This window comes from Methylobacterium sp. ap11 (genome assembly GCF_900110515.1).
GTDB classification, from domain to species: domain Bacteria; phylum Pseudomonadota; class Alphaproteobacteria; order Rhizobiales; family Beijerinckiaceae; genus Methylobacterium; species Methylobacterium ajmalii.
On record NZ_FOEB01000003.1, the window covers coordinates 317,541 to 339,325 of the forward strand.

Annotated in this window: 18 protein-coding genes; 5 read left to right on the top strand and 13 right to left on the bottom strand. The window is 72.0% G+C overall.

Annotation, left to right across the window (positions count from 1 at the left end; genetic code table 11):
• Positions 1–103 precede the first annotated feature (103 nt).
• Positions 104–1,396 carry a nicotinate phosphoribosyltransferase gene (gene pncB, locus BMX97_RS06060; protein WP_060846978.1) on the top strand — a complete coding sequence of 431 codons (1,293 nt, stop codon included), beginning with the start codon at positions 104–106 and terminating at the stop codon, positions 1,394–1,396.
• 207 nt (positions 1,397–1,603) lie between these two features.
• A complete protein-coding gene (locus tag BMX97_RS06065) occupies positions 1,604–2,617 on the top strand; it encodes an NADP-dependent oxidoreductase (protein WP_091746678.1) in 1,014 nt (337 codons plus the stop codon).
• A 4-nt stretch (positions 2,618–2,621) separates the two neighbouring features.
• Here the strand turns inward: BMX97_RS06065 and BMX97_RS06070 are convergent, their stop codons facing one another.
• A complete protein-coding gene (locus tag BMX97_RS06070; protein ID WP_091747041.1) occupies positions 2,622–3,365 on the bottom strand; it encodes an RNA methyltransferase in 744 nt (247 codons plus the stop codon).
• A 291-nt stretch (positions 3,366–3,656) separates the two neighbouring features.
• Here BMX97_RS06070 and BMX97_RS06075 point away from each other — a divergent pair, with 291 nt between their 5' ends.
• Positions 3,657–4,871, top strand: coding sequence for an NADP-dependent isocitrate dehydrogenase (locus tag BMX97_RS06075; RefSeq protein WP_091746680.1), 1,215 nt, complete (start codon positions 3,657–3,659; stop codon positions 4,869–4,871).
• Positions 4,872–4,967: 96 nt separating this feature from the next.
• On the opposite strand, the gene BMX97_RS06080 is transcribed toward BMX97_RS06075, so the two are convergent.
• The 4 genes from BMX97_RS06080 to glgX form a co-directional block, all read right to left on the bottom strand.
• A complete protein-coding gene (locus tag BMX97_RS06080) occupies positions 4,968–6,584 on the bottom strand; it encodes a hybrid sensor histidine kinase/response regulator (RefSeq protein WP_091746683.1) in 1,617 nt (538 codons plus the stop codon).
• A gap of 368 nt (positions 6,585–6,952) precedes the next feature.
• Positions 6,953–8,869, bottom strand: a complete 1,917-nt coding sequence (locus BMX97_RS06085) for an AI-2E family transporter (protein WP_091746686.1) — start codon at positions 8,867–8,869, stop codon at positions 6,953–6,955.
• Positions 8,870–8,898: 29 nt separating this feature from the next.
• On the bottom strand, positions 8,899–9,276 hold the full coding sequence (locus BMX97_RS06090) for a response regulator (protein ID WP_060849333.1): 378 nt from the start codon (positions 9,274–9,276) through the stop codon (positions 8,899–8,901).
• 161 nt (positions 9,277–9,437) lie between these two features.
• A complete protein-coding gene (glgX, locus tag BMX97_RS06095) occupies positions 9,438–11,726 on the bottom strand; it encodes a glycogen debranching protein GlgX (protein WP_091747044.1) in 2,289 nt (762 codons plus the stop codon).
• 277 nt (positions 11,727–12,003) lie between these two features.
• Here glgX and BMX97_RS06100 point away from each other — a divergent pair, with 277 nt between their 5' ends.
• On the top strand, positions 12,004–12,408 hold the full coding sequence (locus BMX97_RS06100) for a CBS domain-containing protein (protein WP_091747046.1): 405 nt from the start codon (positions 12,004–12,006) through the stop codon (positions 12,406–12,408).
• On the opposite strand, the gene BMX97_RS06105 is transcribed toward BMX97_RS06100, so the two are convergent.
• The 3 genes from BMX97_RS06105 to cobD all read right to left on the bottom strand — a co-directional run bounded on the left by BMX97_RS06105 (position 12,383) and on the right by cobD (position 15,208).
• Entirely contained in the window at positions 12,383–12,688 is a 306-nt protein-coding gene (locus BMX97_RS06105) for a hypothetical protein (protein ID WP_060846973.1), read from the bottom strand. The two genes, BMX97_RS06100 and BMX97_RS06105, sit on opposite strands and share 26 nt — an antisense overlap.
• A 117-nt stretch (positions 12,689–12,805) precedes the next feature.
• Entirely contained in the window at positions 12,806–14,110 is a 1,305-nt protein-coding gene (locus BMX97_RS06110) for a KpsE/RkpR family capsule polysaccharide export protein (RefSeq protein WP_091746691.1), read from the bottom strand.
• A 93-nt stretch (positions 14,111–14,203) separates the two neighbouring features.
• Complete coding sequence (cobD, locus tag BMX97_RS06115; protein WP_177202133.1) at positions 14,204–15,208, bottom strand: threonine-phosphate decarboxylase CobD; 1,005 nt, start codon at positions 15,206–15,208, stop codon at positions 14,204–14,206.
• A 25-nt stretch (positions 15,209–15,233) separates the two neighbouring features.
• On the opposite strand from cobD, the gene cbiB reads away from it, so the two are divergent.
• The gene (gene cbiB / locus BMX97_RS06120) at positions 15,234–16,226 is read left to right on the top strand and encodes an adenosylcobinamide-phosphate synthase CbiB (protein WP_091746700.1); all 993 of its coding nucleotides are present in this window, start codon (positions 15,234–15,236) and stop codon (positions 16,224–16,226) included.
• 111 nt (positions 16,227–16,337) lie between these two features.
• On the opposite strand, the gene BMX97_RS06125 is transcribed toward cbiB, so the two are convergent.
• The 5 genes from BMX97_RS06125 to BMX97_RS06145 all read right to left on the bottom strand — a co-directional run bounded on the left by BMX97_RS06125 (position 16,338) and on the right by BMX97_RS06145 (position 21,544).
• On the bottom strand, positions 16,338–17,600 hold the full coding sequence (locus BMX97_RS06125; RefSeq protein WP_210187622.1) for an MFS transporter: 1,263 nt from the start codon (positions 17,598–17,600) through the stop codon (positions 16,338–16,340).
• A 262-nt stretch (positions 17,601–17,862) separates the two neighbouring features.
• On the bottom strand, positions 17,863–18,825 hold the full coding sequence (locus tag BMX97_RS06130) for an efflux RND transporter periplasmic adaptor subunit (protein ID WP_091746705.1): 963 nt from the start codon (positions 18,823–18,825) through the stop codon (positions 17,863–17,865).
• Between the two features lie 12 nt (positions 18,826–18,837).
• A complete protein-coding gene (locus BMX97_RS06135) occupies positions 18,838–19,041 on the bottom strand; it encodes a DUF1656 domain-containing protein (protein WP_091746708.1) in 204 nt (67 codons plus the stop codon).
• Positions 19,041–21,083 carry an FUSC family protein gene (locus BMX97_RS06140; RefSeq protein WP_091746711.1) on the bottom strand — a complete coding sequence of 681 codons (2,043 nt, stop codon included), beginning with the start codon at positions 21,081–21,083 and terminating at the stop codon, positions 19,041–19,043. Before BMX97_RS06140 ends, BMX97_RS06135 begins: the two co-directional genes overlap by 1 nt.
• The gene (locus tag BMX97_RS06145) at positions 21,080–21,544 is read right to left on the bottom strand and encodes a MarR family winged helix-turn-helix transcriptional regulator (RefSeq protein ID WP_091746714.1); all 465 of its coding nucleotides are present in this window, start codon (positions 21,542–21,544) and stop codon (positions 21,080–21,082) included. The genes BMX97_RS06140 and BMX97_RS06145 overlap by 4 nt, the downstream gene beginning before the upstream one ends.
• Positions 21,545–21,785 lie beyond the last annotated feature (241 nt).

Genomic DNA, 21,785 nt, shown 5'->3' on the forward strand with positions numbered 1-21,785 from the left:
TGACTCCGGCCCGTGAACCGTGCGGGCTTCGCGCCTTCCGCCGCCCCCGGGCGGCGTACCGGCCGCTCGCAGGAGGCGGTCCCAAGTCAGGCAGGCACGGGCGATGCTCGATCTCGCGACCAGGGTCTACAACCACACCTGGAAGATCGATCCGATCATCCGCTCCGTGCTCGACACGGACTTCTACAAGCTCCTGATGGCGCAGACGATCTTCCGGCGCCACCGGGACGTCTCGGTCACCTTCGGGATCCAGAACCGCACCAGCCGCATCCGGCTCGCCGACCTGATCGACCCCGGCGAATTGCGCGAGCAGCTCGATCATTGCCGGTCGCTGCGGCTGACCCGGGGCGAATCCACCTGGCTGCGCGGCAACACCTTCTACGGAAGGCGCCAGATGTTCTCGCCGGACTTCATGGACTGGCTCGAGAACTTTCGCTTTCCCGACTACCTCCTGGAGAAGCAGGACGGGCAATACGTCCTCACCTTCCACGGCCCGTGGATCGAGACCACGATGTGGGAGGTGCCCGCACTCGCCATCCTCAACGAGCTGCGCTCGCGCGGCGTGCTCAAGGGCATGGGCAAGTTCGAACTCCAGGTGCTCTACGCCCGGGCGATGACCCGGATCTGGGAGAAGATCGAGCGGCTCAAGAACCTGCCGGGCCTCTCCATCGCCGATTTCGGCACGCGGCGGCGCCACGGCTTCCTGTGGCAGGACTGGTGCGTCGAGGCGATGATCGAGGGGCTGGGCTCGAGCTTCCTCGGCACCTCGAACTGCCTGATCGCGCTGCGTCACGACATCGAGGCGGTGGGTACCAACGCCCATGAGTTGCCGATGGTCTACTCGGCGCTGGCCGAGACCGAGGAGGACCTCGCCCGCGCGCCCTACCTGGTGCTGGCCGACTGGCAGCGCGACTATGCCGGCAACCTCCTGGTGATCCTGCCCGATACCTACGGCACCACCGGCTTCCTCGAGCGCGGGCCGGCCTGGATGGCCGACTGGACCGGCATCCGCATCGATTCGAAGGACCCGATCGAGGGCGGCGAGGAGGCCATCCGCTGGTGGACCCAGCACGGCCGCAACCCGCGCGAGAAGCTGGCGATCTTCTCCGACGGGCTCGACGTCGACGTGATCGAGCGGATCCACCGGCATTTCCACGGCCGCCTGCGCATCGGCTACGGCTGGGGCACGCTGCTCACCAACGACTTCCGCGGCCTCGCGCCGGACGGGCGCCTCGACCCGATCTCGATCGTCTGCAAGGTGATCTCGGCCAACGGCCACCCGACCGTGAAGCTCTCCGACAACCCGACCAAGGCGCTCGGTCCCGAGGAAGAGGTCGAGCGCTACAAGCGGGTCTTCGGCGTCGGCACCCAGCAGGCGGTACCAGTGCTGGTCTGAGGACCGACCCGAGGGCGTCGACCCGCCCTTCGAAGCTCTGACAATCTCCCGCCGGCGCGGCGTCGGCGCCCGGGACTCCCCTTTCCAAGCGGCGCCTTCCTTCCCAAGTGCGGTCTTTCCCCGGTGCGGTCCTGGCGAAGCGCGACCGCACCGGCGCGCGGGCGCGGCGGCAAGGCCGCGCCCCAACCCCACGAGGAGGTCCCCCGCATGTCCGACGTGAACCGCCGCATCGTCCTGGCGTCCCGGCCCCACGGCGAGCCGACGCCGGCCCATTTCCGGCTCGAGCGCGGCACGGTGCCGGTGGCGCATGACGGCGAGGTGCTGCTGCGCAACCATTACCTCTCGCTCGATCCCTACATGCGCGGCCGGATGAGCGCGGCGAAGTCCTACGCCAAGCCGGTCGAGATCAACGACGTGATGGTCGGCGCCACGGTGTCGGAGGTAGTGGCCTCGCACCATCCGGGATTCGCGGTTGGCGAGACCGTGCTGGCCTATGGCGGCTGGCAGGATTTCGCCGTGTCGAACGGCCAGGGCCTGCGCAAGCTCGACGCCTCGGCGGCCCCCGTCACCACCGCGCTCGGCGTGCTCGGCATGCCGGGCATGACCGCCTATACCGGGCTGCTCACCATCGGGGCGCCGAAGGCCGGCGAGACCGTGGTGGTGGCCGCCGCCACCGGCCCGGTCGGCTCGCTCGTCGGCCAGATCGCCAAGCTGAAAGGGGCCCGCACGGTCGGCATCGCCGGCGGGGCCGACAAGTGCCGCCACCTCACCGAGGATCTGGGCTTCGACGCCGCGGTCGACCACCGGTCCGGCGACCTGCCGGCTGCGCTCGCGGCGGCCTGCCCGGACGGCATCGACGTCTATTTCGAGAATGTCGGCGGCGCGGTGTTCGACGCGGTGCTGCCGCTGCTGAACGACTTCGCCCGCATCCCGGTCTGCGGCCTCGTCGCCAACTACAACATGACCGAGCTACCCCCCGGCCCCGACCGGGTGCCGGCGCTGATGCGCGCCGTCCTGAGCAAGCGCCTGAATTTCCGCGGCTTCATCGTCTCCGACTTCGCCGACCAGGGACCGGCCTTCCTCGAGGAGGTCGGCCAGTGGCTGCGCGAGGGCAAGATCCGCTACCGCGAGGACGTGGTCGAAGGGCTGGAGAGCGCGCCGGAGGCCTTCATCGGCCTGCTCAAGGGCCGCAACTTCGGGAAACTGGTGGTGAAGCTGTAGGGCTTCACTCCTCCGGGGGGCGCCGCGTCAGGGCGCGCAGCGCCCCCCGGAAGCTGCGCACGTCCTGCTCGGTCATCGCCATGCGGTGGAACATGTCGCGCATGTTGCGGATCATCCCGTCGCGCTTGACCGGCGGGTAGTAGCCGGCGGCGTCGAGGTCGGCCTCCAGGCTCTCGAACAGCGAGATCAGGGCTTCCCGGGGCGCCGGGCCAGTGCGCATGGCGCCCGAGAAGGGCAGCACCGCCCGGCCCGCCGCCCGCCGCCACTCGTAGGCGACGAGGAGCACGCTCTGGGCGAGGTTGAGCGAGGCGTGATCGGGATCGACCGGGAAGGTGACGATGGCATCCGCCAGCGAGACCTCGTCGTTCGACAGCCCGACCCGCTCGCGCCCGAACAGGATGCCGACCCTCTCCCCGGCCGACAGCCGCCCGGCTGCTTCCGCCATGCCCTCGTCGGGCCCGAAGACCCGCTTCATCTGGCCCCGTTCCCGCGCCGTGGTAGCGAGCACGTAGTGGAGGTCGCCCAGGGCCTCGGCGACGGTGGCGAAGATCCTCGCGCCGTCGAGCACGTGGGTGGCGTTGGACGCCGTCTCCCGCACGCCCTTCATCGGCCAGCCGCCCTTCGGCGCGACGATCCGCAGGGCGTCGAGCCCGAAATTCCCCATCGCGCGGGCGGTCATGCCGATATTCTCGGCGAGCTGCGGCTCGACCAGGATGATGACGGGGCGGGGCGGGGATGGGTCGGTCATGGGATAATCGGCGATCGGAAGGGGTGGCCGCCACATAGAGCCTGACGCCGCTTCCGCGAAGGGGCCTCGCGCGCGCCGGGAACCGACAGGGCCCGAGCGACGTTTGATAGCCGGACCTCCTTTCAACCCCGGTGCCCCCGCGCCGGGGTTTTTTTCATGCCGGCTGACGACAGGTCTTCCGCCCCGGCGCTTCCCCCTGTTTGTGCAGCGCGCTATGACCGCGCCACGGCCGGCCGCTTAGCCAACGCGGGCATGGGGACGGCCCCCGGATCACGGAAGGCTGGATCAGACATGGCGAAGATCAAGGTGGCGAACCCCGTCGTCGAGCTCGACGGCGACGAGATGACCCGGATCATCTGGCAGTCCATCAAGGACAAGCTGATCCACCCTTACCTCGACGTCCCGCTCGAGTACTACGACCTCGGGGTCGAGCATCGCGACGCCACCAACGACAAGGTGACGATCGAGGCCGCCGAGGCGATCAAGAAGCACGGCGTCGGCGTCAAGTGCGCCACCATCACCCCGGACGAGGCCCGGGTGAAGGAGTTCAACCTCAAGGAGATGTGGAAGTCGCCGAACGGCACGATCCGCAACATCCTCGGCGGCGTGATCTTCCGCGAGCCGATCATCTGCAAGAACGTGCCGCGCCTGGTGCCGGGCTGGACCCAGCCGATCGTGGTGGGCCGCCACGCCTACGGCGACCAGTACCGCGCCACCGACTTCAAGGTGCCGGGCAAGGGCCGCATGACGGTCAAGTTCGAGGGCGACGACGGCACCGTCATCGAGCGCGAGGTGTTCAAGTTCCCGGGCGCCGGCGTCGCCCTGTCGATGTACAACCTCGACGAGTCGATCCGCGACTTCGCCCGCGCGTCGATGAACTATGGCCTGGCCCGCAAGTTCCCGGTCTACCTCTCGACCAAGAACACCATCCTCAAGGCCTATGACGGCCGGTTCAAGGACATCTTCGAGGAGGTGTACGAGGCCGAGTTCAAGTCGCGGTTCCAGTCGGCCGGCATCACCTACGAGCACCGCCTGATCGACGACATGGTCGCCTCGGCCCTGAAGTGGTCCGGCGGCTACGTCTGGGCCTGCAAGAACTACGACGGCGACGTGCAGTCCGACACCGTGGCGCAGGGCTTCGGCTCGCTCGGCCTGATGACCTCGGTGCTGCTCACCCCCGACGGCCAGACCGTCGAGGCCGAGGCCGCCCACGGCACGGTGACCCGCCACTACCGCGAGCACCAGAAGGGCAAGGAGACCTCGACCAACTCGATCGCGTCGATCTTCGCCTGGACCCGCGGCCTGTCGCATCGCGCCAAGCTCGATTCCAACACCGACCTCGCGAAGTTCGCCGAGACCCTCGAGAAGGTCTGCGTCGACACCGTCGAGGCCGGCTTCATGACCAAGGACCTCGCGCTGCTCGTCGGTCCCGACCAGAAGTGGCTCTCGACCACCGGCTTCCTCGACAAGATCGACGAGAACCTGAAGACCGCGATGACGGTCTGAGGCGCTGGCGGCCGGGCCTCGCGCCCGGCCGTCCGGCCCCGTACCCTGCTCAACCCGCCCGAGGCCGTCCGGCCCCGGGCGGGTTTTTTCATGGGTTCAGGTCACCCCCGTCGGCCCGTCGAGCACCGCCCGCACCCGGCGCGCCAGCTCCGTGCGGCGGTAGGGCTTGTTGATGATCTCGAACTCGGTGCCGCCGGCATCCGTGCGCTCCAGCGAGGCCTCGGCGTAGCCGGTGGTGAGCAGCACCTTGAGGCGGGGCTGGCGGCGGCGCGCCTCGCGGGCGAGCATCACGCCGTTCATGCCGCCCGGCATGATCAGGTCGGAGAACAGGAGGTCGACCTTGTCGCCCCCGTCGAGGAGTTCGAGGGCCTGGCGCCCGTCGGTAGCGAGCAGGGTGGTGTAGCCGAAATCGCGCAGGATCGCCCGGGCGAGCTCGGCGACGTCGCGCCGGTCGTCGACGATCAGGATCGTCTCGGTGCCCGATCGGCCCGCTCCACGGGTATCCGGGCCCGGCGCCGGGCGCTCGTCGCTGTCGCTCATTGGGAAGTAGAGCCGCACGGTGGTGCCGTGGCCGGCGCGCGACTCGATCACGATGGTGCCGCCGGACTGCTTGGCGAAGCCGTACACCATGGCGAGGCCCAAGCCCGTGCCGCGCCCCTCCTCCTTGGTGGTGAAGAACGGCTCCATCACCCGGGCCAGGATCTCGGGCGGCATGCCGGTGCCGGTGTCGGAGACCGCGACCGAGACGTAGCGCCCGGGCTGCGGCAGCCCGGAGGGCAGCTCGTCGGCGTCGAAGACGTGGTTCTCGGTGCGGATCGTCACGGTGCCGCGGCCCGGCAGGGCGTCGCGGGCGTTGACCAGGATGTTGAGAAGCGCGACCTCGGTCTGGGTCGGGTCGATGCGGGCGTTCCAGAGCCCGTCGGCCAGCTCGGTCTCGACCACGATCTCGTCCCCGAGGGTGCGGATCGCGAGGTCGCGCATGCCCTCGACGAGGTTGTTGAGGTTCACCGAGCGCCCGTCGAGCCGCTGCTTGCGGGCGAAGGCCAGGAGCTGCTGGGTCAGGGTGGTGGCGCGCTCGGCGGCGTTGCGGATGTTGTCGACCGCGCGCACCATCCGGCGCGGGTCGGTCGCCGGGTCCTGCAGGCCCGAATGCAGGATGTCGACGTAGCCGACCACCACCTGCAGCAGGTTGTTGAAGTCGTGCGCGATGCCGCCGGTGAGCTGGCCCAGCGCCTCCATCTGCTGCGACTGGCGCAGGGCCTCCTCGGCGTCGCGCCGGCGCGACACGTCGAGCTGCGAGCCGAAGAAATAGACCAGGTCGCCCTTCTGGTCGTAGACCGGCGAGACGAACAGCGCGTTCCAGAACGTCGAGCCGTTCTTGCGGTAGTTCAGGATCTCGGTGGCGATCTCCTTGCGCTCGGCGATGGCGCGGCGCACCTCCGCCACCGTCTCGCGGTCGGTCTCGGGCCCTTGCAGGAAGCGGCAGTTGCGGCCGACCAGCTCCTCGGGCGTGTAGCCGGTCATCGCCCGGAAGGCCTGGTTGGCGAAGATGATCGGGTTGTCCGGCTGGCGCGGATCGGTCACGATCATCGGCATCCGCGTCATCTCGACGGCGGCGAAGAAGATGTCGCTGTGGTGGTCCGCGACGTCGGTGGGCACGTCCGCCACGGTCGGCCGGGTCCCGAGTTCGGTCGGCGTTCGCTTCGCACTCATCGTCGTTCCGCTGGCTCCCGACCTCGTATCCCTGGCCCTGCACCGGATCCTACACCCGGCCGTTCCCTACAACGGCAAAAGCCGCCCCGAAGCGACCGCGACCGGGCGTCGCTCCGCAATCCGGACCGGTCAGCCGAGGCTGCGGTGCAGTCGAGCGCCGTCTTTCCGGCTCGCCGTGACAATGCTCCACCAGGGCATGACCGCGTTCCACCGAGGAAGGTGCGACGCAGGAGGCGGACGCCCCGCGCAACACTCCCGACCACCGGCTTCATCCGCTACGACAACCTCGGCGCGCCGGACGTTTTGTCAAGGACACTGCGTCCGCCGCCCGCCCGATCCGCGATCGAGTTCGGTGCGGCCGCCCGGGCTCACGCCACCGTGCGACCGGCCCGATCGGCCGGCGCCGCGCCCGAGAGCGACAGGGCGGCGTCGAGGGCGTCGCTGATCGTGGTGACCACGATGTCGGCCGAGGTGGCCCGGCGCAGGCGGTCGCGCCCGGCCGCGTCGCGCTCGCGCCACACCGCCACCATGATCCGCACGCCGGGAATCGCCCGCCGCGCGAGGCGGGCGGCGAGCCGGATGTGCGAGGTGCTGATCGGCTCGATGTAGGACAGGCAGACCAGGGCGACGCCCTCCAGGTCCGGCCGCTCGCCCTTGTTCAGCGCGTCCTGGCTGGTGGTGCGGGCGTTGAGACCGTGGCGCCCGAGCACCTGGGCCAGCATGCCGGCGGCGGCGGCGTCGAACGGCCCGCGGGCCGCCACCACCAGCACCGGCGCGGTCCCGCGCCAGGTCGGGCTCAGGTCCTCGCGCCGGCGCACGATCGCGGTCGAGGCCCGGTCGGGCCCGAGCGCGGCGACCGCCGCCTCGGTCTCGGCGCTGCGCAGGGAGGCGGCCTTCTTCGGCACCGGCATGGCGCCGAGCGTCGTCACCACGGTCTCGATCGCCTGCCCCACCGCCTGCTGGCGGTCGGCGGCGAGCGCGCCGCTCGCCCGGTCGTTCTGGGCGAGCCGCAGGCCGCCGAGCGCGATCTCGTCGTAGTAGGTCGCGAGCGCCCGCTCCTTGAGCACCTGGCGGGCCTTGTCGATCGCCTCGAGCGGGTCGCCGGCGAGCATGCGCTGGTAGAAGATTTCAGAGGGCGCCAGCGCCGGCCGGTCGCCCAGCATCACGTCGAGGAAGGTCAGGCGCTCGACGTGGCGGCCGAGCACGACCAGGCAGACCGTGATCGGGGTGGCGAGCACGAGGCCGACGGGCCCCCACAGGAAGGTCCAGAGGGTCGCCGCCAGGATCACCGCCACCGGCGACAGGCCGGTGGAGTGGCCGTAGAGCAGGGGCTCGACGACGTGGCCGGCGATCGGCTCGACGACCGCGAACAGCACGAGCGTCGCGATCAGCATCGACCAGCCCGGATCGACGGCCGCCGCCAGCAGCAGCGGGAACGCCATGCCGATGACCGCGCCGATATAGGGCACGAAGCGCAGGATCGCCGCGAGCACGCCCCACAGGATCGGGCTCGGCACGCCGATGACCCACAGGCCCGCCGCCACCACCACCCCGAACGCGAAGTTGAGCCCGGCCTGGGCGAGGAAGAAGCGCGAGAGCCGCGCCACCGCGTCGTCCATGGCGGCCGTGGTGGCGCGCAGGTCGCCCGAGCCGGCGAGCCGGATCGCGCGGTTGCGCAGGTCCTCACGCTGGGCGAGGAAGAACAGGGTGAAGAGCAGGATCAGGCCGACCGTGGCGAGCGGGTGCAGCACCGGCGCCACGACGCTGCCGAGGGTGGAGAGGAGCCCCGCCTTCGCCTCGCGCACCTCGACCAGCATCGGCTTCTCGGGATCCGTGGGGCCCCGCGACTTGGCGGGCTCGGGCGGCTGCAGGTCCTGGCTCAGGTCCTGCACCGCCTGGAACAGCCGCTCCAGGGTGGCGCCGCCGCCGGCATTCGCCCGCAGGGCCCCGATCTTCTCGCGCATCGTCACGGTGTAGCGCGGCAGGTCCGAGGCGAGCTGCGAGGCCTCGTTGGCGATCAGGAGGCCAAGCCCCCCGATGCCCCCGAAGGTCGCCAGCACCACCACCAGCACGGCCAGCGAGCGCGGCAGGCGGCGGCGCTGCAGCCCCCGCACCGCGGGCGCCAGCACGAAGCTCAACAGCACCGCGAGCGTGATCGGCATCAGCACGTCACGCCCGAGGGACAGGATCGCCCCGATGGCCAGCACCAGCAGGCAGGTGGACAGCGCCGTGAACACCGGCATCGCGTCGCGCAGGCGGCGCGCCGTCACGGGATCGTCGATCATCAACCGCGTACCTGCCGGACGTTCTGTCGTTACGGTGTGGCCGGCGTGCCGAGGGCGGCGCCGATCTGGGTCAGGAGCTTCGAGAAGTCGACCGGCTTCGGGTGGTAGTCGTCGCAGCCGGCCTGGATCACCTTCTCGCGGTCGCCCGACATGGCGTGGGCGGTGAGCGCGATGATCGGGATCCGGGCGGTGTCGGCGTCGGACTTGAGCGCGCGCGCCGCCGACCAGCCGTCGAGCACCGGCAGGTTCATGTCGAGCAGGATGATGTCGGGCCGGCTGGTGCGGGCCTTCATCACGCCCTCCTCGCCGTCATGGGCGAGCACCACCTCGTAGCCCCGCCGCTTGAGCCGCCGGGAGAGGAAATCCCAGATTTCCTCGTGGTCCTCGACGAGAAGGATCTTTGCCACCGCCCGCACTCCGCGCTCGCGTCGTTCCCGGCCGGGCCGCTCCGGCCCCGCCCGAGGCACCACGCCTCATCGAAAGGTTCCCCGTCCATGCCCGTCCGCCGCCGGAGCGGTGGACGAAGCACGAATCGGGCCCTGTCAAAGTGGGCAGACCCGCCCGGATGTCACCCCTCGTGCGGCAACCCGAACGCGACGCTCTCGGATTCCGCCCGCTCGAAGGCCTGGATGACGTGCTGGTAGGAGCGCCAGGTCTCGCTGGCATGGTCCAGGCCCGTCGGGCGTAGGACGAACATCAGCATCGAACGGCCGGTGACCGCGTAGGTGTCGCCGACGGCGAAGCGGGCGAGGTCCTGGGTGTCGGGCAGGTTGGTGTCGAGCACCCGCATCCAGGCATCGCCCCCTACCACCTCCGGCAGGGTGAACTCCACCACGTCGTGGTGGGCGTTGAACAACAGCATCAGGGTCGCCTCGCCGCCGCGGCGGTGGATGCCGCTCGACTGCGCGCGCCCGTCGAGGACGACCGCGAGCGCGCGGGCGCCGCCGTCGTTCCAGTTCTCCGGGGTCATCTCGGTGCCCGAGGGCGTGAGCCAGCTCACGTCCTTGACGCCGAGTTCGGCGTCGTAGGCCCCGCTGAGGAACCGGCCGCGGCTCAGCATCGGCAGCGACCTGCGCAGGATCAGGAGGCGCTGGGTGAACTCGGCGAGGTCGCGTTCGTCCTCGCCGATCCCCTCCCAGTCGATCCAGGAGATCTCGTTGTCCTGGCAATAGGCGTTGTTGTTGCCGCGCTGGGTGCGGGCGAACTCGTCGCCGGCCAGCAGCATCGGGGTGCCGCGCGACAGGAGCAGCGTCGCGAGCAGGTTGCGCATCTGGCGCAACCGCACGGCGCGGATCTCGGGATCGTCGGTCGGTCCCTCGGCGCCGTAATTGTAGGACAGGTTGTGCGAGTGGCCGTCGCGGTTGTCCTCGCCGTTCGCCGCGTTGTGCTTCTCGTTGTACGAGACCGTGTCGGCGAGGGTGAAGCCGTCATGGGCGGTGATGAAGTTCACCGAGGCCCAGGGGCGCCGGCCGCGCTTGTTGAACTTGTCGGCCGAGCCGGTGAGGCGGGAGGCCAGCGCCGGAAGCAGGCCCTCGTCGCCCTTCCAGTAGCCGCGCACCTCGTCGCGGAAGCGGTCGTTCCACTCGGCCCAGCCGGGCGGGAAGCCGCCGACCTGGTAGCCGCCCGGGCCGCAATCCCACGGCTCGGCGATCAGCTTGACCGAGGACAGCACCGGATCCTGGCGGCAGGAATCGAGGAAGCCGCCGCCCTCGTCGAAGCCGTAGGGCTCGCGGCCGAGGATGGTCGCGAGGTCGAAGCGGAAGCCGTCGACCCGCATCTCGGTCGCCCAGTAGCGGAGCGAATCCGTCACCATCTGCAGCACCCGCGGGTGCGAGAGGTTGACGGTGTTCCCGGTGCCGGTGTCGTTGATGTAGTAGCGCTTCTGGTCGGGCAGCAGCCGGTAGTACGAGGCGTTGTCGATGCCCTTGAACGAGAGGGTCGGGCCCTTCTCGTTACCCTCGGCGGTGTGGTTGTAGACCACGTCGAGGATCACCTCGAGGCCGGCCCCGTGCATGCGGGCCACCATCTCCTTGAACTCGGAGAAGGCGAAGTCCGGTACCGCGGCGTAGCGGCGGGCGGGGGCGAAGAACGAGAGGGTGTTGTACCCCCAGTAGTTCACCAGGTCCTTCTCGAGCAGGTAGCTGTCGTTGACGAAGGAGTGGACCGGCAGGAGCTCGACCGAGGTGACGCCGAGGCTGCGGATATAGGCCAGCACCTCGGGTGTGCCGAGGCCCGCATAGGTGCCACGCAGGCGCTCGGGCACCGCCGGGTGCAGCTTGGTGAAGCCCTTGACGTGGGTCTCGTAGAAGACCGTCTTGTCCCACGGCACGTTCGGCTTCTGATCGCGGCCCCAGGTGAAGGCGGGGTCGATCACCCGGCACTTGCGGGTGAAGGGCGCGCTGTCGCGGGTGTCGAAGGTGGTGTCGTCGCCGCTCTCCATCACGTAGCCGAACAGCGCCGGGTTCCAGGTCACGGAACCGACCAGCGCCTTGGCGTAGGGGTCGAGGAGCAGCTTGTTGGGGTTGAAGCGGTGGCCGGCCTCCGGCTCGTAGGGGCCGTGGACGCGGTAGCCGTAGATCGTGCCGGGGCGGGCGTCGGGCAGGTACCCGTGCCAGACCTCGTCGGTGTATTCGGGCAGCTCGATCCGCTCGATCTCGGTCTCGCCGGTATCATCGAACAGGCACAGCTCGACCTTGGTGGCATGCGCGGAGAACAGCGCGAAGTTGACGCCGAGGCCGTCCCAGGTGGAGCCGAGCGGGAAGGGCTGGCCCTCGCTGATGGTGCGGTTCGCCCGCACGAGGGGCGAGGCCGAGGGGGCGGCCGGGGCGGCCGGGGCGGGCTTGGACGTGATTTCCATGTTCATGGGGGCGTTCGACGATCCCGGAGGCGAGAAGCCTGACTGTGGGCTGAACGCGCCGGACCTCGCCCAAGCTCCCCTGTCGTCGCCAAAATTTCACGCCCGCGGCCGAATGGCGGGACACGCGGTCGGGTACTGGGTGGGATCACGGCTCGGGGGACCCGATCCGGGGCCATGAGACCGGTCCCGCCACGGCGCGGCGGAGCCGCGAGCCGCCCTCGCGGGTTACCGCAGCGTGCAGACGGGGGATCGGATGGGCGCGACGGTCGCGGACGTGATGAGCAGGGACGTGGAGTTCATCACCGGGGACGCCCCGGTCCCGGAGGCGGCGGTGCTGATGGGCGAGCTCGACGTCGGTGCCCTGCCGGTCGGCACGGCGGACGCCCTCGACGGGGTGATCACCGACCGGGACATCCTCTACCGGGTCGTCGCCCAGGGGCTCGATCCGCGCGCGGTCCGGGTGAGCGAGGCGATGTCGCGCCCGGTCGTGTCCTGCGCCGAGGGCGATCCCCTGCGCACCGCCCTCGACCTGATGGCCGCCCACCACGTCCGGCGCCTGCCGGTGCGGGACGCGGGCGGGCGCGTCACCGGCTGGGTGACGCTGGCGGACCTGTCGCGCGCACTGCTGCTCGGCGGCGACGCGCTCCAGACCTCGCTCAAGCGTCTGACCGAGGAGGCGTGAGCGGCTCGGCCGCGGCGGCCGCGTTCGCCGCCGCGTTGGCGCGCTCGGCCTCCAGGATGGTCTGGCGGGCGAGGTAGCGGGTGACCAGCGCCTCGACGTCGCGAATCGTCTCCTCGACGAGGTGGGACTGGAGCAGGGCGCGGGGCTCGTCGGGGGCGAGGTTCTCGCGCTCCTGGAGCCGGCGCATCGCCTGCTTGACCACCTGGTAGACCGCCTCGCGTTCCTCGCGGCTCATCGCCGGGGAGACCGCCCGGGCGACCAGGTCCGTGAAATCGGACATCGGGGTGCTGCTCGTCCTTGCCTGCCGGGCGCGACCCGTCGCGCCCAAGGCCCGTTTCATCGCACGCCGCGCGCCCGGACCGAAGCCCCGGGCGTCGAACGGTGCCGGGCCCCTGCCCTACATGTTGTGGTCCTTGACGCCGGCGATGAGCAGGCTGCTGCAGCCCCACATCACCATGAAGGCGAAGAACGCCACGAACAGGGCGTGGCCGCGCATCGGCACGGTGGAGAGCTCGGGCCGGGTCGGCGGCACGAAGACCGCGAGGTAGACGTGCTGGCGGTTGGCCGCCACCCGGGCGCGGTCGAGCATCATGGTGGCGGAGTCGTTCAGCTTCTCGGCGATGGTACGCTCGACCATCAGGCCCTCGTATTCGAGGATCGCCTCCGAGACCGGCCGGCCACCCACCGCCATCCCGTCGCTGGTCAGCGTATCCTCGAGCTGCTTGATCTGCTGGTTGGTGGCGGTGAGGCTCGCCACGATGGTCTGGATCGAGCGGGACTTCTCGTCGAGGCCGGAGCCGCGCAGCACCTGGAGGTCGTTCTCCGACTTGATCTTGTCCTTGCGCAGGGAGAGCAGCGTGGTCATCGTCGCCTCCGCCGACTTCGCCGGGTCGATGATGCCCCAGCGGTTGCGGAACTCGCGCAACGCCAGATTGGCCTTGCGCAGCCGCTGCTCGGTCGCTGCCAGGTCGTCCTTGCTGTGCTTGAGCATGTCCTGCTGGGCGCGCGACGAGATCGTGTTGATCAGCGCCTCGGCGCGGGCGACGACGTGCCGGCCGATCGCCAGGGCGTCGTCCGGGGTGAAGGCCTGCACCGTCAGGGTCATCACGCCCGAGATCAGGTCGATATGGACCTGGACGCGCTTGCGCCAGTACTCCAGCAGCTCCTCGATCGGCTTGTCGCCGGAATAGCGGGTCCAGAAATCGGCCTCGTCGCGGGTGAACATCCGCATGACGTCGAGCTCTTTCTGGGCGCTCTCCAGCATCGGCTGGCTCTGGATGTACTCCTGGACGATGTAGCTGTCCTGGCTATTGTTCTTCTGGATCAGCGAGGAGAACTCGCCGAGCGCGACGCTGCCCATCGGCTCGACCTCGCCGCGGATGGCGAAGCGGGCCTCGACCACGTACTGGTCGGCGGCGAAGGCGAACAGGTAGATCCCGACCACCGCCGTCGGCAGCAGCACGAAGAGGCCGATGTTGCGCAGGAGCCGGGCCAGGACGCGGTTCTGGGTTCCCTCGCCGGGCACGAGCGGCAGGCGGGTCCAGCGCAGCGGGTTGAGCAGGGCCGGGAGCCGGCGGCGTCCGTCGGCGGGGGCGATCGGCTCGACCGTCTCGGCGTTGCGGCGCAGCTCTGGCACGGTGCGCCGCGCGAACGCGATCATGCTGCCGAGCCTGTCGCGCCGTTTGACCTCGTCCGCGTCCATTCTGCCTGCTTTCCCATGCGGCGTCGGCCGCGTTCGTGACCCCGAGGGCCAGGGCTGTCCGATGCTGCGGTTTTCGGCCTTTTTAATGGCGCCTCACCGCTCCCGGAGCGCGGCGGCGAGGCGGCTCCAGGCGGTCTCGTCGGGCGGCAGGCCGAAGCGCAGGCGCGCAGGCGCGGCCTCGAAGCGGCGCACGAAGATCCCGGCCCGTCCGAGCCGGTCGAACAGGCCTGGCCCGTCGGGGAAGTCGGCGGTGCGAAACAGCCGCGTGCCGCCGACGATCCGGCCGGCGGCCCGCTCCAGGAGGGCGTCGAGCCGGGCGGCGTCCCGGCCCCGCGCCGCCGCCGCCTCGTGCCGCCAGGCGGCGTCCGAGAGGGCGCATCGCCCGATCGCGATCGCCGGCCCCGACACCGCCCAGGGGCCGATCCCGCGGCGCAGGAGGCCGACGAGCGGGTCGCCCGCCACCGCGAAGCCGAGGCGCAGGCCGGCGAGCCCGTAGGTCTTTCCGAAGGAGCGCAGCACCAGGCAGGCAGGCGGCACCGCCCCGCACAGGCTCTCGACGGGTTCGAGGTCGGCGAAGGCCTCGTCGACCACGAGCCAGCCGCCGCGGGCGGCGAGCCCGGCCGCGGCCGCCGCGAGGTCCGAAACCGGCACCACCCGGCCGTCCGGGTTGTTGGGGGTGACCACCACGGCCACGTCCGCCGCGCCGATGTCGCGCAGGTCCGCGACCGCCGCGACGGCGTGCCCGCCCCGGGCCCAGGCGGCCGCGTGCTCGGCATAGGTGGTACCGACCACGGCGACGCGGCCGGACGGCCGCAGCCGCGGCAGCAGGTCGATGAGGGCCTGCGTGCCGGGTGCCGCGACGACCCGCTCCGGCGGGGCGCCGTAGGCCGCGGCCGCGGCGGCCTCGAGGGCGGCCAGCTCGGCCCTGGCCGGCAGCCGCGTGAAGGCGCTGGCCTCCGGGGCCGGCCACGGATAGGGGATCGGGTTGATCCCGGTCGAGAGGTCGATCCAGGGCTCGGGGGCCCGCGGAAACAGGAGGCCCGCCTCGCCGAGGTCGCCCCCGTGCCGGATCGCCCCGTCCGCCGTCTCGTCCGCCATCCCGCCCAACCGTCCGCCCCTCGCGATGACCGCCCTGACGCACCCGCCCGACAGCCTCGTGCTGCTCGTCCTCGCCCTCGCGATCGAGGCCGCCCTCGGCTACCCGGATCGCCTCTACAGGCTGGCCGGCCACCCTGTCACCTGGATCGGCGCCCTGATCGCCGCCCTCGACCGCCGCCTCAACCGCGAGGGCGATCCCGCGCCCCGCCGGCGGGGCGCGGGCGTGCTGGCCCTCGTCCTGGTGCTGGCGGCGACGGGGTTGACGGCGCTGGCCCTGTCGCTCGCCTGCGGGGCGCTGGGCGCGGCAGGCCTTCTCCCCTGCGCGCTCCTCGCCGCGAGCCTGCCGGCGCAGCGCAGCCTGCACGACCACGTCGCCCGGGTGGCGGCGGAGCTGGAGCGCGACGGGTTGTCCGGCGGGCGGCGCGCGGTGGCGATGATCGTCGGGCGCAACCCGGAGACCCTCGACGAGGCCGCCCTCTGCCGCGCCGCGATCGAGAGCCTGTCGGAGAACTTTTCCGACGGCATCGTGGCGCCGACCGTCTGGCTCGGGGTGGGCGGCCTGCCCGGGGGGGCGCTCTACAAGGCGATCAACACCGCCGACAGCATGATCGGCCACCGCACGCCCCGGCACGAGGCCTTCGGCTGGGCCGCCGCCCGCCTCGACGACCTCGTCAACCTGCCGGCCTCGCGCCTCACGGCGGGGCTCATCGCGGCCGCCGCCGCCCTCACCCCGGGCGCCTCCGCCCGCGGGGCCCTGGCGGCGGTACGGCGCGATGCCGGCCGCCACCGCTCGCCCAATGCCGGCTGGCCGGAAGCCGCGATGGCCGGGGCGCTCGGCCTGCGGCTCGCCGGCCCGCGGATCTACGGCGCGACGCGGGTCGAGGATGCCTGGATGGGATCGGGCCGGGCCGAGGCCGGCGCCGGCGACATCGCCCGGGCGCTGGTCGTGTACCGCCGGGCCTGCCTGCTGCTGTGGGGGCTGGCGGCGGGGCTGGCGGGGGTCGCGTTCCTCGCCTGACGCCGACGGGAGGTCACGCGCGCGATGCGCGGCCGCGCCTCGGGTCTTTGATGATGAAAGCGTGATCCCTTTCGGGGCCGGATCCGGCCCCGAAAGGGATGATCGTCGCGCTCAGCGCCGGACCGGGGCGAGCCCCCCGGCCTCGGCGAGGGTGCGGCGCTTCAGGATGCCCTGGACCACGAAGACCATCACGACGCCGACGAGGAGGCAGGCGGCGAGGAACAGCATCGGCACGAGCTTGCTGCCGCTGACGTCGCCGATCCACGGCACGACGTTCTGGGCGATGAAGCCGCCGAGGTTGCCGACCGAGTTGATCATCGCGATGCCGGCCGCCGCGGTGGCGCCGCGCAGGAAGGTCGGGGGCAGCGACCAGAAGACCGGCTGGCCCGAGAAGATGCCGGCGGCGGCCACGCACAGGCAGGCGAACTTCACCGCGTCGCCCGGCAGCACCACGCTGAGGATCAGCCCCAGCGCCCCGACCAGCGCCGGGCCGGCGATGTGCCAGGTGGTCTCTCCGGTGCGCGCCGCGTGCCGGGGCACCCACCACAGGGCCAGCGCCACGCAGATCCACGGGATGATGTTGATGAAGCCGTTCATGGTGTTCGAGACGCCGAACCCCTTCACCACCGTCGGCAGCCAGTAGCTCAGGCCGTAGGCGGCGAGCGGGAAGGCGACGTAGAGCAGCGCCAGCAGCACCACGCGGGTGTCGGCCAGCACCCGGAACGGGTTGCCGTGGTCGGTGTGGGTGACCCCGCCCTCCTCCCGCGCCAGGGTGTCGGCGAGCCATTTCTTCTGGCCGGCATCGAGCCAGGGCGCGTTCCCGGGCCGGTCGGGCAGGATCAGGAACACCACGGCGGCGAGCAGCACCGCCGGCACGCCGGTGGCGATGAACACCCATTGCCAGCCGCGGTAGCCCATCGTCCCGTCGAGGTCGAGGAGCGCGCCGCCGATCGCCGCGCCGACGGCGTTGGCCACCGCGCTCGCGATCATGAACCAGCCGACCATCCGGCCGCGATAGGCCTGCGGGAACCACAGGGTGAGGGCGTAGAGCACGCCGGGGAAGAACCCGGCCTCCGCCGCGCCCAGGAGGAAGCGCAGCACGTAGAACATCACCGGCCCGGTCGAGAAGCCGAGCAGGATGGTGATGATCCCCCAGGTCGCCATGATGCGGGTGAACCACACCCGGGCGCCGACCCGCTCCAGGATCACGTTCGAGGGCACCTCGAACAGGAAGTAGGCGAGGAAGAACAGCGAGGCGCCGAAGCCGTAGGCCGCCTCGCTCAACCCGAGGTCGCCGACCATCTGGAGCTTGGCGTACGAGACGTTCTGCCGGTCGATGTAGGCGATCAGGTACATCAGGCCGAGGAGCGGCATCAGCCGCAGGGTGATCGTCCTGACGGTGCCGATGCCGAGCGCATCGGTGCCGATGCCGAGCGCATCGGTGCCGATGCCCCGGGCATCGGTGGCGGTGCCGAGCGCACCGGTGCCGACGCCGGACGCGTCCTGTCGTGGGTCTGCCATGGGGCCTCCTCCCGGCCTCGTCGAACTTCGCGTTCTGGTGGCGCTCCATAATCCCGCCCCGGCCGGGGCGAAAGTGTTATCGGTACCACACCCGGGAGGTCGTCGATCGAGGTCGTTAGCTCCTGGCCGCCGCCAGGCGGGTCTTCAGCGCCTCCCAGCCCTGCCCGATCCGGCGCAGCCCCCGGAAGGGCCGGACCTCCGGCCGCTCGCCGCCGGGATGGACCACCACGGTGGCGGTGCGCCCGACGGTGAGCCGGTCGCGGTCGACGGAGGGGTCGAGGGCGACCCGCACCGGCACGCGCTGGGCGAGGCGCACCCAGGCGAAGGTCGGGTTGACGTTGGCGAGCAGGCTGGCGCTCGCCCCGCGCTCGCGGTCCTCGATGCCGGCGGCGATGCTCTCGACCCGGCCGGTGATGGGCCGGTCCTCGCCCATCAGCTGCACGGTGACGGGATCGCCCGGGTGGATGCGGCCGAGCTTCGTCTCCTCGAAGTAGCCTTGGACGTGCAGGGTCTCGCCGTCGACGAGCGCCATCACCGGCTTGCCGACCGCCACGTAGGCGCCGGGACGCAATTCGAGGTTGCTGATCCGGCCGCCGACCGAGGCGCGCACCTCGGAGCGGGCGAGGTTGAGCCTCGCGAGGTCGCGGTCGGCCACCGCCTGGTCGTGGGCGGCCCGGGCGCTCTGCTCGGTGGCGAGCGCGGCTTCGAGCTTCTGCTGCGACACGACGTTGTCGCTGAGCTGGCGGTAGCGGGCGAGGTCGGCCTCGGCCTGGACCAGGCTCGCCTTGCGGCCGGCCACCACGGCCTCGGCCTGGCGCAGCGCGAGGGCGAAGCGGTCGGGGTCGATGCGGAAGAGCACGTCGCCGCGCTTGACCTCCTGGTTGTCGTGCACCGCGACGTCGCGCACCAGACCCGAGACGTCGGGGGCGACGCCGACGACCTCGGCCCGCACCCGCCCGTCCCGGGTCCAGGGGGCCTCGAGGTAGTAGTCCCAGAGCGCCGTCCCGACGACGGCGGCGAGGGCGAGCAGGACGGCGGTGACGGCGAAGCGGCCGAGGAAGGCGAGCGCGCGGGTCATGATCTCGAATCTTCAGGTCAGGCGGCCGGCGAGCGTGACGACGCCGCCGAGGCACACGAGGTAGAGGCAGAGGTCGAACAGCGCCCGGTGCCAGACCAGGCGGTAGAGCCCGAGCGCGCCGATCAGCCGGCGCAGGACGAGGTTGACGAGGAGCGCGACGACCGCCCAGACCAGCAGGGCCGGCACGAAGACGCCGTAGAGGTCGATGTCGGCCATCAGGCGGCCTCCCTCGCGAGCAGAGGGGGGGCGCCGGCGGGCGGCGCCCCGGGAAAGAGCGCGCGGCGCAGGCCTGCGAGACCGAGCAGCGCCTCGCGCCGGCCCTCGGCCGCAGCCCCGGCGCCGATCGCCGACAGCGCCGCGTCGATGGCGGCGAGCAGGGACGCGCAGGCCGGGCCGCGCGGGCGCTCGTAATGCTCCGCCACCGCGTCGAGGGCGGCGTCCAGCGCCGCGACCGCGCCGGGGGGCAGGCCGTGGCGGGCCCGGCGCAGGGAGACGAGGTTCATGCCGACCCGCAGCGCCGCCAGGGTGTCGATCCGCGACAGGTCGCTGTCGGGCCCGGCGGCGGCCAGCCGCGGCACCAGGAGGCCGAGGCGGTCGAGCATCAGGTGGGCGAAGGCGGCCCGGTCGCCCCGCCCGCGCCGGCGCGCCGCCCGGGCGAGGTCGGCCCGGCTCGCCGCGACGAGGCGGCGGGCGCCGTGCTCGGCCCCGACCGAGCGCACCAGCCGGGTCACCACCGCGGCGAGGACGATGCTGACGACGAGCGCCAGGGCCGAATTGACGTAGGCGCCGAATTCCGAGGCGTAGCGGTCCTGGATCGCCAGGAGGGCGTTGCCGTTGACCCCGAGCGCCAGCCCCACCGGCATGGTGCGGGGAATGGTCATCAGGAGGCCGCACAGGATCAGGGGCGGGGCCAGCACCAGCACCAGGGTGGCGAAGTCGTGGACCTGCGGCAGGATGCCGAACAGCAGCACGCCGATCGCCACCGCCGCCACCGCCGTCCAGGTGGCGAAGCCCAGGATCGCCGGGGCCGGGTCGTCCTGGGTGGCGAAGAGGCAGCACAGGACCGCCCCCATCATCGCCGCGGTGGCGCCGTCGGGCCAGGCGGTGGCGATCCAGACGGTCACGCAGGCGAGGATGGCGAGGAAGACCCCGAGGGCGGAGCGCAAGGCCATGCCGTGGTCGCGGTGGCGCGGGGCGCGACCGCCGAACTCGCCCGCATAGGCGAGGGCATGGCGCGGCGCGCTCTCGCCGCGGGCGATACCGTCCTGGAGCGCCCGGCAGTCGCGGCCGATCGCCACCAGCTCGCGCAGGCGGTCGAGGAGGCTCGCCCGCACCAGCGCGCTCCAGAAGCCGGGCGAGGGCGAGGCGAGGCCGGATTCGTCGGCGGCGGCGATGCGGGCGAGCAGCGCGTCGGCCTCGGCCGCCGGGGCGCCGGCCTCCGACCACGCCGCGACGTCGGCCAGCAGCGCCTTCAGCGCCGGATCGAGGCCCGCGAGGTCGCGCAACGCCGCGATCCGGTCGGCCAGGGAGGAGAGGACCGGCAGCAGCATCAGCATCCGGCCGCGCAGGAGCTGGACCAGCGGCACCGCCCGACTCTGCGCCGAGGCGTCGTAGGCGAGATGGGTGGCGAGCGCGTCGATCTCCGCGGCTTCGGCCGCGAGGCGCAGGCGCCGGGCCCGGATTGCCGGCGCCTCGACCGCGCCCGACAGCACGTCGGCGGTCCAGCGCCCGGTCTCGCCGAGCCAGGCTCCGACCCGCGCCGCCAGCACCGGCCCGACGGATTCCGGCAGGACGAGGCCCGCCACCAGGGCGGCGCAGACGATGCCGAGCGTGATCTCCTCGGCCCGCGACACCGCGGTCTCGAAGATGGTGTCGGGCGCCGTCACCGCCGGGAAGCCGATCAGCGCCGCGGTGTAGCCGGCGAGCATGAACAGGTAGGCCCGCGGCGAGCGGTCGAGGAGCGAGAGGGTGAGGCAGGCGGCGGTCCAGAGCGCCAACGCCAGCGTCAGCATCTCGGGCGCGTCGACGAGGGGCGGCACCAGCACGACCGCCATCGAGACGCCCGCCACCGTGCCGATCACCCGGTACAGCGCCTTCGACCGGGTGGCGCCGGAGAGCGGCTGCATGGTGATGTAGACGGTCGCCATCGCCCAGTAGGGCCGCGGCAGGTCGAGCCACAGGGCGAGGCCGAGCGCGAGGAGGGCCGCGCCCGCGATCTTCAGGGCGAACAGCCATTGGCGCCAGCCGGGCAGCATCAGGCGCGCCCCCCGGCGGCGGGCGGGCAGGTGCCCTTCGGGCCCTGGGCCTGGAGCGCACGCAGGACCCGCAGGGCCGCCCGCAGGTCGTCGTCGCCGAGTTCCCCGAACACCGCCTCGCGCAAGCCATCGAACCGGGCCTCGATGGCGGCGGCGCGGGCCTGCCCCTCCGGGGTGAGCGCCAGCACCTTGGCGCGGCGGTCGGTCGGATCCTCCCGGCGGGTGACGAGGCCGGCCTCGCCGAGCTGGTCGAGGAGACGCACCAGGCTCGGCCCCTCGACACCGAGGGCGTCCGCGAGCGCGGTCTGGCGCAGGTCGCCGCCGAGCCGCCCGATCAGCAGCAGCGGCAGCGCCGTCGCCTCGGTCAGCCCGTAGGCGGTCACGACCTCGTCGGCGGCCCGGCGCCAGACGCGGCCGGACTGGAGCAGGGTGAGGGTAAGGGCTTGCAGGAGGTCGCGGCGCATCCGGTCGCCTCGCCGTCGCGGCGGTTGGTTGATCGTCCTCATTGATAGGATGCTAATTATTTGCAGGGAAGCGCTCCCGGTGCGAGGCGGCCATGCGCGCGGGGCCGGGCCATCGAACGGATCCCGCCCGCCGGAAGCGGCACGCGGTGGACGGGAGCGCCCGCGTCCCGCCGCCCGGCATCCGCGGCCCCGGGTCGCCGCCGCAGGAGTGCCCGCGGCGCCTTGCCCACATTCCGGGCTT